Genomic DNA, 12,006 nt, shown 5'->3' on the forward strand with positions numbered 1-12,006 from the left:
TGACCACCGGCGCGGCGGGTGCCACCGAGTCCACTGTGGTGCTGCCCTGCGGGCCGGTGTTGCCGGCCGGGTCCTGGGCCACGGCGTTCACCACCGTGCCGTTGGCCAGCGGTGTGGCCGGGGTGAAACTCCAGTCGCCGTTGCCATCGGCGGTCGTCTCGCCGATCGGGTTGCCGCTGCCGTCGGTGAGGATCACCTTGGCCCCGGCTTCGGCGGTGCCGCTGATTTCGCTGCCGTTGCTCGGCTCGACCACTGGCGCAGTCGGGGCCACCGAGTCCACCGTGGTGGTGGCCTGAGGACCGGTGTTGCCGGTCGGATCAGTCGCGGTGGCGTTCACCACGGTGCCGTTGGCCAGCGGCGTGCCCGGTGTGAAACTCCAGTTGCCACTGCCGTCGGCGGTGATCTGGCCGATCGGGTTGCCGCTGCCATCGGTCAGGGTCACGGTGCTGCCCGGTTCGGCGGTGCCACTGATCGTGGTGCCGTTGCTTGGATTGATGATTGGTGCAGCCGGCGCGCTGGCGTCGACGGTGACCGTCGCTGCCGGGCCGGTGTTGCCGGCCGGGTCGCTTGCCGTGGCATTGACCACCGTGCCATTGGGCAGCGGCGTGGCTGGGGTGAAGCTCCAATTGCCGCTGCCGTCGGCGATGACTTCGCCAATCGGATTACCACTGCCATCGGTGAGGGTCACCGTGCTGTTCGGCTCGGCGGTACCGCTGAGGCTGCTGCCGTTACTCAGATTTATGGTGGGCGCGCCGGGGGCCACGCCGTCCACCGTGGTGCTGCCCTGCCCGCTGGTGTTGCCGGCCGAGTCGGTCGCCGTGGCGTTGACCACGGTGCCGTTGGCCAGCGGGGTACCAGGGGTAAAGCTCCAGTCGCCGTTGCCGTCGGCGGTCGTCTCGCCGATGGGGTTGCCGCTGCCATCGGTCAGAGTGACGGTGCTGCCAGGCTCCGCGGTGCCGCTGATTTCGCTGCCGTTACTCGGCTCGACCACCGGCGCGGCCGGGGCCACCGAGTCCACCGTGGTGGTGGCCTGCGGGCCGGTGTTGCCGGTCGGGTCGGTCGCGGTGACGTTTACCACGGTGCCGTTGGGTAACGGGCTGCCCGGTGTGAAACTCCAGTTACCACTGCCGTCGGCGGTGATCTGCCCAATCGGGTTGCCACCGGCGTCGGTCAGGGTCACGGTGGCACCCGCTTCAGCCGTACCGCTGATGGTCACGCCGTTGCTCGGATTGATGATTGGTGCAGCCGGCGCGCTGGCGTCGATGGTGACCGTCGCTGCCGGGCCGGTGTTGCCGGCCGGGTCGCTTGCCGTGGCATTGACCACAGTGCCATTGGGCAGCGGCGTGGCTGGGGTGAAGCTCCAGTTGCCGCTGCCGTCGGCGATGACTTCGCCAATCGGATTACCACTGCCATCGGCGAGGGTCACCGTGCTGTTCGGCTCGGCGGTACCGCTAAGGCTGCTGCCATCGCTCAGGTTGATGATCGGTGCAGCTGGAGCGATGGCGTCAACAGTGATGCTGCTCGGCCCACTGGTATTGCCAGCCGGATCCTGGGCTACGGCGTTGATCACCGTGCCGTTGGCCAGCGGTGTGGCCGGGGTGAAGCTCCAGTCGCCGTTGCCATCGGCGGTCGTCTCGCCGATGGGGTTGCCGCTGCCATCGGTGAGGATCACCTTGGCCCCGGCTTCGGCGGTACCACTGATCTCGCTGCCGTTGCTCGGCTCGATCACTGGCGCAGTCGGGGCCACCGAGTCCACCGTGGTGGTGGCCTGAGGACCGGTGTTGCCGGTCGGATCAGTCGCGGTGGCGTTCACCACGGTGCCGTTGGCCAACGGCGTGCCCGGTGTGAAACTCCAGTTGCCACTGCCGTCGGCAGTGATCTGGCCAATCGGGTTACCGCTGCCATCGGTCAGGGTGACGGTGCTACCAGACTCCGCGGTGCCACTGATCGTGGTGCCGTTGCTCGGATTGATGATTGGTGCAGCCGGCGCGCTGGCGTCGACCGTGACCGTCGCTGCCGGGCCGGTGTTGCCGGCCGGGTCGCTCGCCGTGGCATTGACCACTGTGCCATTAGGCAGTGGCGTGGCTGGGGTGAAGCTCCAATTGCCGCTACCGTCGGCGATGACTTCGCCAATCGGATTACCACTGCCATCGGTGAGGGTCACCGTGCTGTTCGGCTCGGCGGTACCGCTGAGGCTGCTGCCATCGCTCAGGTTGATGATCGGTGCGGCTGGCGCGATGGCGTCAACAGTGACGCTGCTCGGCCCACTGGTATTGCCAGCCGGATCCTGGGCTACGGCGTTGATCAACGTGCCGTTAACCAGCGGCGTAAGGGGCGTGAACGACCAGTTACCGCTGCCATCGGCGGTCGTCTCGCCGATGGGGTTGCCGCTGCCATCGGTGAGGATCACCTTGGCCCCGGCTTCGGCGGTACCACTGATCTCGCTGCCATTGCTCGGCTCGACCACCGGCGCCGCCGGCGCCACGCCATCCACGGTAATGACCGCCGGCGCACTTTCGGTCCCACCGGGGTTGCGCGCCACCGCGTTGACCACGGTGCCATCCGGCAACGGTATGCCGGGCGTGAACGACCAGTTGCCGCTGCCGTCGGCAGTGACCTGGCCGATCGGGTTGCCGTTCCCATCGGTGAGGATAATGGTGTTGCCCGCATCGGCGGTGCCGCTGATCACCGAGCCATTACTCGGCTCGACCTGCGGAATCGACGGCAGCGACGAGTCCACGGTGGTACCACCAGGATTGCCGGTATTGCCGGCGGCATCGGTCGCCGTGGCGTTGACCACGGTGCCATTGGGCAGCGCCGTTGCTGGAGTGAAGCTCCAGTTACCGCTGCCGTCGGCGGTGATCTGGCCAATCGGATTACCATTGCCGTCGGTGAGGGCCACGGTGCTGTTCGGTTCGGCGGTACCGTTGATCACCGTGCCGTTGCTCGGGTTGACCACCGGCGCGGCGGGTGCCACCGAGTCCACTGTGGTGCTGCCCTGCGGGCCGGTGTTGCCGGCCGGGTCCTGGGCCACGGCGTTCACCACCGTGCCGTTGGCCAGCGGTGTGGCCGGGGTGAAACTCCAGTCGCCATTGCCGTCGGCGGTGGTCTCGCCGATGAGGTTGCCGCTGCCATCGGTGAGGATCACCTTGGCCCCGGCTTCGGCGGTGCCGCTGATTTCGCTGCCGTTACTCGGCTCGACCACCGGCGCGGCCGGGGCCACCGTGTCCACCGTGGTGGTGGCCTGCGGACCGGTGTTGCCGGTCGGATCGGTCGCGGTGGCGTTCACCACGGTGCCGTTGGCCAACGGCGTGCCGGGGGTGAAACTCCAGTTGCCGCTGCCGTCGGCGGTGATCTGGCCGATCGGGTTGCCACTGCCATCGGTCAGGGTCACGGTGGCGCCCGCTTCAGCCGTACCGCTGATGGTCACGCCGTTGCTCGGATTGATGATTGGTGCAGCCGGCGCGCTGGCGTCGACGGTGACCGTCGCTGCCGGGCCGGTGTTGCCGGCCGGGTCGCTCGCCGTGGCATTGACCACAGTACCATTGGGCAGCGGCGTGGCTGGGGTGAAGCTCCAATTGCCGCTGCCATCAGCCATCACCTGGCCGATCGGATTGCCGCTGCCATCGGTCAGGGTCACCGTGCTGTTCGGCTCGGCGGTGCCGCTGAGGCTGCTGCCATCGCTCAGGTTGATGGTCGGTGCGGCTGGGGCGATGGCGTCAACAGTGACGCTGCTCGGCCCACTGGTATTGCCAGCCGGATCCTGGGCTACGGCGTTGATCACCGTGCCGTTGGCCAACGGTGTGGCCGGGGTGAAGCTCCAGTCACCATTGCCGTCGGCGGTAGTCTCGCCGATCGGGTTGCCGCTGCCGTCGGTGAGGATCACCTTGGCCCCGGCTTCGGCGGTGCCGCTGATTTCGCTGCCGTTACTCGGCTCGACCACTGGCGCAGTCGGGGCCACCGAGTCCACCGTGGTGGTGGCCTGAGAACCGGTGTTGCCGGTCGGATCGGTCGCGGTGGCGTTCACCACGGTGCCGTTGGCCAACGGCGTGCCGGGGGTGAAACTCCAGTTACCACTGCCGTCGGCGGTGATCTGCCCAATCGGGTTGCCACCGGCGTCGGTCAGGGTCACGGTGGCACCCGCTTCAGCCGTACCGCTGATGGTCACGCCGTTGCTCGGATTGATGATTGGTGCAGCCGGCGCGCTGGCGTCGATGGTGACCGTCGCTGCCGGGCCGGTGTTGCCGGCCGGGTCGCTTGCCGTGGCATTGACCACAGTGCCATTGGGCAGCGGCGTGGCTGGGGTGAAGCTCCAGTTGCCGCTGCCGTCGGCGATGACTTCGCCAATCGGATTACCACTGCCATCGGCGAGGGTCACCGTGCTGTTCGGCTCGGCGGTACCGCTAAGGCTGCTGCCATCGCTCAGGTTGATGATCGGTGCAGCTGGAGCGATGGCGTCAACAGTGACGCTGCTCGGCCCACTGGCGTTGCCAGCCGGATCCTGGGCTACGGCGTTGATCACCGTGCCGTTAGCCAGCGGTGTGGCCGGGGTGAAGCTCCAGTCGCCATTGCCATCGGCGGTCGTCTCGCCGATGGGGTTGCCGCTGCCATCGGTCAGGGTGACGGTGCTGCCAGGCTCCGCGGTGCCGCTGATTTCGCTGCCGTTGCTCGGCTCGACCACCGGCGCGGCCGGGGCCACCGAGTCCACCGTGGTGGTGGCCTGCGGACCGGTGTTGCCGGTCGGGTCGGTCGCGGTGGCGTTTACCACGGTGCCGTTGGCCAACGGCGTGCCGGGGGTGAAACTCCAGTTGCCGCTGCCGTCGGCGGTGATCTGGCCGATCGGGTTACCACTGCCATCGGTCAGGGTCACGGTGGCGCCCGCTTCAGCCGTACCGCTGATGGTCACGCCGTTGCTCGGATTGATGATTGGTGCAGCCGGCGCGCTGGCGTCGACGGTGACCGTCGCTGCCGGGCCGGCGTTGCCGGCCGGATCACTCGCCGTGACATTGACCACCGTGCCACTGGGCAGTGGCGCACCCGGAGTGAAGCTCCAGTTGCCACTGCCGTCGGTGGTGACTTCACCAATCGGATTACCACTGCCATCGGTGAGGGTCACCGTGCTGTTCGGCTCGGCGGTACCGTTGATCACCGTGCCGTTGCTCGGGTTGATGATTGGCGCAGGCGGCGCGATGGCGTCAACAGTGACGCTGCTCGGCCCACTGGTATTGCCAGCCGGATCCTGGGCTACGGCGTTCACCACCGTGCCGTTGGCCAGCGGTGTGGCCGGGGTGAAGCTCCAGTCGCCATTGCCGTCGGCGGTGGTCTCGCCGATGGGGTTGCCGCTGCCGTCGGTGAGGATCACTTTGGCCCCGGCTTCGGCGGTGCCGCTGATTTCGCTGCCGTTACTCGGTTCGACCACCGGCGCGGCCGGGGCCACCGAGTCCACCGTGGTGGTGGCCTGCGGACCGGTATTGCCGGTCGGGTCGCTTGCCGTGACATTGACCACTGTACCATTGGGCAGCGGCGTGGCTGGGGTGAAGCTCCAGTTGCCGCTGCCGTCGGCGGTGATCTGGCCGATCGGGTTACCGCTGCCATCGGTCAGGGTCACGGTGCTGCCCGGTTCGGCGGCGCCACTGATCGTGGTGCCGTTGCTCGGATTGATGATTGGTGCAGCCGGCGCGCTGGCGTCGACGGTGACCGTCGCTGCCGGGCCGGTGTTGCCGGCCGGGTCGCTTGCCGTGGCATTGACCACCGTGCCATTGGGCAGCGGCGTGGCTGGGGTGAAGCTCCAGTTGCCGCTACCGTCGGCGATGACTTCGCCAATCGGATTACCACTGCCATCGGTGAGGGTCACCGTGCTGTTCGGCTCGGCGGTACCGCTGAGGCTGCTGCCATCGCTCAGGTTGATGATCGGTGCAGGTGGGGCGATGGCGTCGACGGTGACGCTGGTCGGCCCGCTGGTGTTGCCAGCCGGGTCGGTCGCCGTGGCGTTAACCACGGTGCCGTTGGCCAGCGGCGTAACGGGCGTGAACGACCAGTTACCGCTGCCATCGGTGGTCGTCTCGCCGATCGGGTTGCCGCCGCCGTCGGTCAGGATGACCGTCGCGCCAGCTTCAGCAGTACCACTGATTTCCGTGCCGTTGCTCGGCTCGACCACCGGCGCGGCCGGGGCCACCGAGTCCACCGTGGTGGTGGCCTGCGGGCCGGTGTTACCGGTCGGATCGGTCGCGGTGGCGTTTACCACGGTGCCGTTGGCCAGCGGCGTGCCGGGGGTGAAACTCCAGTTGCCACTGCCATCGGCGGTGATCTGCCCGATCGGGTTACCGCTGCCATCGGTCAGGGTCACGGTGCTGCCCGGTTCGGCGGTGCCACTGATCGTGGTGCCGTTGCTCGGGTTGATCGCGGGAGCGGCCGGGGCCTGGGAGTCCACTGTGGTACTCGTCGGAGCGCTAGTGTTGCCGGCCGCGTCCTGGGCCACCACGTTGATCACAGTGCCATCAGCGATCGGCGTGGTTGGGGTGTAGGTCCAGTTGCCACCGCTATCGGCCGTCGCCTGGCCGATCAGATTGCCGCTACCATCGGTGAGGGTCACCGTGCTGTTCGGCTCGGCGGTACCGCTGAGGCTGCTGCCGTTACTCAGATTTATGGTGGGCGCGCCGGGGGCCACGCCGTCAACCGTGGTGCTGCCCTGCCCGCTGGTGTTGCCGGCCGGGTCGGTCGCCGTGGCGTTGACCACGGTGCCGTTGGCCAGCGGCGTACCAGGGGTAAAGCTCCAGTCGCCGTTGCCGTCGGCGGTCGTCTCGCCGATGGGGTTGCCGCTGCCATCGGTCAGGGTGACGGTGCTGCCAGGCTCCGCGGTGCCGCTGATTTCGCTGCCGTTACTCGGCTCGACCACCGGCGCGGCCGGGGCCACCGAGTCTACCGTGGTGGTGGCCTGCGGACCGGTGTTGCCGGTCGGGTCGGTCGCGGTGGCGTTCACCACGGTGCCGTTGGCCAACGGCGTGCCGGGGGTGAAACTCCAGTTGCCGCTGCCGTCGGCGGTGATCTGGCCGATCGGGTTACCGCTGCCATCGGTCAGGGTCACGGTGCTGCCCGGTTCGGCGGTGCCACTGATCGCGGTGCCGTTGCTCGGGTTGATCGCGGGAGCGGCCGGGGCCTGGGAGTCCACTGTGGTACTCGTCGGAGCGCTAGTGTTGCCGGCCGCGTCTTGGGCCACCACGTTGATCACAGTGCCATCAGCGATCGGCGTGGTTGGGGTGTAGGTCCAGTTGCCACTGCCGTCGGTGGTGACTTCACCAATCGGATTACCACTGCCATCGGTGAGGGTCACCGTGCTGTTCGGCTCGGCGGTGCCGCTGAGGCTGCTGCCGTTACTCAGATTTATGGTGGGCGCGCCGGGGGCCACGCCGTCCACCGTGGTGCTGCCCTGCCCGCTGGTGTTGCCGGCCGGGTCGGTCGCCGTGGCGTTGACCACAGTGCCGTTGGCCAGCGGGGTACCTGGGGTAAAGCTCCAGTCGCCGTTGCCGTCGGCGGTCGTCTCGCCGATGGGGTTGCCGCTGCCATCGGTCAGGGTGACGGTGCTGCCAGGCTCCGCGGTGCCGCTGATTTCGCTGCCGTTACTCGGCTCGACCACCGGCGCGGCCGGGGCCACCGAGTCTACCGTGGTGGTGGCCTGCGGACCGGTGTTGCCGGTCGGGTCGGTCGCGGTGGCGTTCACCACGGTGCCGTTGGCCAACGGCGTGCCGGGGGTGAAACTCCAGTTGCCGCTGCCGTCGGCGGTGATCTGGCCGATCGGGTTACCGCTGCCATCGGTCAGGGTCACGGTGCTGCCCGGTTCGGCGGTGCCACTGATCGCGGTGCCGTTGCTCGGGTTGATCGCGGGAGCGGCCGGGGCCTGGGAGTCCACTGTGGTACTCGTCGGAGCGCTAGTGTTGCCGGCCGCGTCTTGGGCCACCACGTTGATCACAGTGCCATCAGCGATCGGCGTGGTTGGGGTGTAGGTCCAGTTGCCACTGCCGTCGGTGGTGACTTCACCAATCGGATTACCACTGCCATCGGTGAGGGTCACCGTGCTGTTCGGCTCGGCGGTGCCGCTGAGGCTGCTGCCGTTACTCAGATTTATGGTGGGCGCGCCGGGGGCCACGCCGTCCACCGTGGTGCTGCCCTGCCCGCTGGTGTTGCCGGCCGGGTCGGTCGCCGTGGCGTTGACCACAGTGCCGTTGGCCAGCGGGGTACCTGGGGTAAAACTCCAGTCGCCGTTGCCGTCGGCGGTCGTCTCGCCGATGGGGTTGCCGCTGCCATCGGTCAGGGTGACGGTGCTGCCAGGCTCCGCGGTGCCGCTGATTTCGCTGCCGTTACTCGGCTCGACCACTGGCGCGGCCGGGGCCTGCGAATCCACTGTGGTGCTCGACGGTGCGCTGGTATTGCCGGCTGCGTCCTGGGCCACCACGTTGACCACCGTTCCATCAGCGATCGGCGTGGTCGGGGTAAAGCTCCAGTTACCACTGCCATCGGCCGTCGCCTGGCCGATCGGGTTACCGCCACCATCAGTGAGGGTCACGGTACTGTTCGGCTCTGCGATACCGCTAAGCTCGGTACCGTTGCTCGGATTGATCGAGGGTGCCGACGGTGCCACGCCATCAATGGTGGTGCTGGCTGGCGGGCTGCTGTTGCCGGCGGCATCCTCGACCACCGCGTTGACCACCGTGCCATCGGGAAGTTGGCTATCCGTGGGGTAATACCAGTTGCCACTGCCGTCGGCCGTAGTGTGGCCGATGGGGTTGCCGTTGCTGTCGGTGAGGACCACGGTGCTACCTGGCTCGGCGGTGCCACTGAGGCTGCTGCCATCGCTCAGGTTGATGGTGGGCGCGCCGGGGGCCACGCCGTCCACCGTGGTACTGCCCTGCCCGCTGGTGTTACCGGCCGGATCAGTTGCGGTGGCGTTGACCACTGTGCCGTCGGGCAGCGGCGTCGCGGGGGTGTAGCTCCAGACGCCGTTGCCATCGGCGGTGGTCTGGCCGATCGGGTTGCCGCTGCCATCGGTGAGAGTAACGCTGCTGCCCGCCTCGGCGGTCCCGCTGAGCTCGATACCGTTGCTCGGGTCGATCACAGGTGCCGATGGCGCCACACCATCGATGATGATGCTGGCGGGCGGGCTGCTGTTGCCGGCTGCATCCTCGACCACTGCCTCGACTACCGTGCCATCGGGCAGTTGGCTGTCCGGGGTGTACGACCAATTGCCGTTGCCGTCGGCGGTGGTCTGGCCGATCGGGTTGCCGTTGCCGTCGGTAAGGACCACGGTGCTGCCCGGCTCGGCGGTGCCGCTGAGGCTGGTGCCGTTGCTCGGGTTGATCTGCGGCGCATCGGGGAAGTCTGGGGCCTGCACGGTCGCGGCCGGGCTGCTGTTGCCAGCAGGATCGGTCACCACCACAGAAACCGTTTCGCCGTTGGTAAGTGGCGGGTTCAATGGGATCTGGAAGTTGCCGTCAGGGCCAACCACCACGCTGACGTCCGTTTGCCCGTCGCCGTTGCTGTCGATGCCCACGGTAGCGCCCGGCTCGGCGGTGCCGCTGATGCTGCTGCCATCCGTGGCAATCTGCAGGCCGCTGGCCGGCGCTGGGGCCGTGGTGTCAGGCGGCACACCGCCATCATCACTGCCGCCACCGCCACCGCCACCGCTGTTGCTGTTGGCGATCGCGACGCCGCCACCGATGATCGCAGCGCCAGCCAGCAGTGCCCCCCCGGGGCTTAGCCCGGCAGTGGTACCATCGGCGGCTGTAAGCGACTCGAACCCGGCCAGGCTTTCCTGCGGCACATAGCCCGCAATCAGCGGCCCATCACCAGCGACCGGCGGCAGGTCGACGGCCAGCAGTTTGTCCCGCTCTACCAGGTACAACTGACTTACAGGCTGCCCCTCGACATAGAAGTTGGCAATGCGCAGGTTTTCGCCGGACTTCAGTTGTACGATCAGATCGGCACCGCTTTTTGCGTAACCCATCACACTTTCGGGAGCAACATCCAGAACAACGTTACTGCTCTGGGTGAGAGTCAGTATTCCGTTGCTGGGGATTGCGATGGGGGCGGCAGAAGTAACACTTTGAGCGAGGGGAGATACCTTGGCCTGAATCGACATAGCTGACAGTCCTTTTGTCAACGGCACGACCGAGCGATCGCACTAGTAATCTCCAGAAATAGCACGCCCCTCATAAAACGCCAGTCAGGCTATTATAAATAGTTCGGGAAGACTGCTCCCGATCTAGATGTTCCATGTGGCACAATGCAAGGGCTTATCAGCCCTGACGAGCCGCTTCTATGCGTTCCATCGTCAAAAAACGCAAATTACTTCTTGATCGGGAATGAAAGTTGATCGGATTTTGGGGAGCCATGAGTGAAAGCACCTTCTCCCATTTCGATAGGTGCGAACGGATAGTACTTCCCACTGGGCCCACTCAAATGAACGCAGGCATGTAAAATCGACAGCAAGATAGATGGATTTATTTCAATGACCCGTTCGAAATCGAGCCGACCTGAGACAAGATCCCAGTCAGACCCGACAGTCAAGCGGCTTTTTCGGACTTATTCCAGATAAACTTGAGCTTGGCCACTTTGCTCAGTGCCCACCCACTAAACACGTAGAAAGCGTCCAAGTAAAAGCGGCCTTCGTAGTTGGGTAGCGGTTCGCGATTCAGCTTGGGCATGTCGGGTGAAGGTGGAAACAGTGTATAAAAGCCGTTGGGCAATACAGCCAGTGCGATGAGCAGCAGGTAGGTCACAGTCCGCAGCGTAGCGGCGCGTTTATCGGATTGCTCGGCCCATTTCAGACCGAACCAGGCGATCAGGCCGGCAGCCGGCAACACCCAGAAGTGCACCGGCATTCCAATGAACATTTCAGCGACAACACTTCTCGATTCCAACACCGTGCTCTCCATTCAAATGGGTGGATTATTGCGCCTGGGACAGGCAAATGCAAAAAGCCCGCACTCATGGGCGGGCTTTTTGTGCTTGACGGTCAGTTGATCATGCTTTTGAACACATCAGCGCGGCGTCCAGCAGCCTGCCATGGTCGTACCAGGCATCGCGTTGATAGGCCGTAAAGTGATGCCCGGTTCCCGTTTCCCGCACTTCGACCAGGCCACCTGCCTTGTTGGGGTCGGTGCTATCGACGAACAGCTTGACCGAGTTATCGCCATCGACCTGGTAGGTTTTCACATTCCCTTGAAGTTCGCTTTTGACGCATCCCAGGTACGCCGGCGAACTTCTTTCTGTGGCTCCAGACGCATACCCATGGCCCTTACGCACATCGGGGTCATGTGAGCAGCCTACGACGAACAGTGCGGCGAATGAGGACATCAGTATTACGCCTGCTACCGATCTTGAGTTCTTCATGCGACACGCTCCTGCTGCCCCATCGAACAACTTGAGAAAGTGTTGCCAAGCCCCATCCCTTTTTTGGTTTTCACTTGTTCATGTTACTGCTCAATGTCAGTCGGGCAATATACCTGTTTGCAATATCGGTTGCAGAACGGGCTACGTGTGCGTCCCTCCAGCCAGGCTGTGCTTATGTTGGACCGGGGATGTTCAGGCAGAACCACGCCGCTGGTTTTCTTGTGCGAGATTTCAGCTGGCGGTCGACGCAGGGCTCGCGGTGCAGTGGGGCCATGAACCAGCCAGAGGGCGGGCAGTACTTGTCCCAAACCGGATTGTCACCCTGCAGATGACCCCGATTTCGGGTGTGCTGGCCCAGAAATGGGGGTCAGGCGATGACCTTCAGAAACACAAAAGTCGCCGCCAGATCCAGCACCAGCACAGCAACCACAACGAAGATCATGTAGTAGCGGTCATTCTGAGTCATTTCTGCGTACTCCGCATGATCGATGCCCCAGAGTTCCAGCAATTCCCGTTCCATCATGGCGCAACCATGGGGATGTGTTGATTTTGCCAGGCGCAATCCCCGTCACTCTCCGCCGAAACACATGCGCCAGATGCCGCTTGGCGCTGAATTGCCCC

The 12,006-nt window shown here is 65.6% G+C and carries 4 protein-coding genes; all 4 read right to left on the reverse strand.

What is annotated here, in order from left to right; all coding sequences use genetic code 11:
* Positions 1 to 10,132: Ig-like domain-containing protein (locus tag CAY82_RS06915; protein ID WP_140399086.1), on the reverse strand; the 10,132-nt coding region annotated here is incomplete at its 3' end.
* A gap of 424 nt (positions 10,133 to 10,556) precedes the next feature.
* Positions 10,557 to 10,886 carry a hypothetical protein gene (locus CAY82_RS06920; protein WP_087500550.1) on the reverse strand — a complete coding sequence of 110 codons (330 nt, stop codon included), beginning with the start codon at positions 10,884 to 10,886 and terminating at the stop codon, positions 10,557 to 10,559.
* 130 nt (positions 10,887 to 11,016) lie between these two features.
* Complete coding sequence (locus CAY82_RS06925) at positions 11,017 to 11,385, reverse strand: hypothetical protein (protein ID WP_087500551.1); 369 nt, start codon at positions 11,383 to 11,385, stop codon at positions 11,017 to 11,019.
* A 367-nt stretch (positions 11,386 to 11,752) separates the two neighbouring features.
* Positions 11,753 to 11,908 carry a hypothetical protein gene (locus CAY82_RS26645; RefSeq protein ID WP_170931040.1) on the reverse strand — a complete coding sequence of 52 codons (156 nt, stop codon included), beginning with the start codon at positions 11,906 to 11,908 and terminating at the stop codon, positions 11,753 to 11,755.
* Positions 11,909 to 12,006: the final 98 nt, after the last annotated feature.

It is taken from the genome of Pseudomonas sp. SID14000, from assembly GCF_002165135.1.
GTDB lineage: Bacteria > Pseudomonadota > Gammaproteobacteria > Pseudomonadales > Pseudomonadaceae > Aquipseudomonas.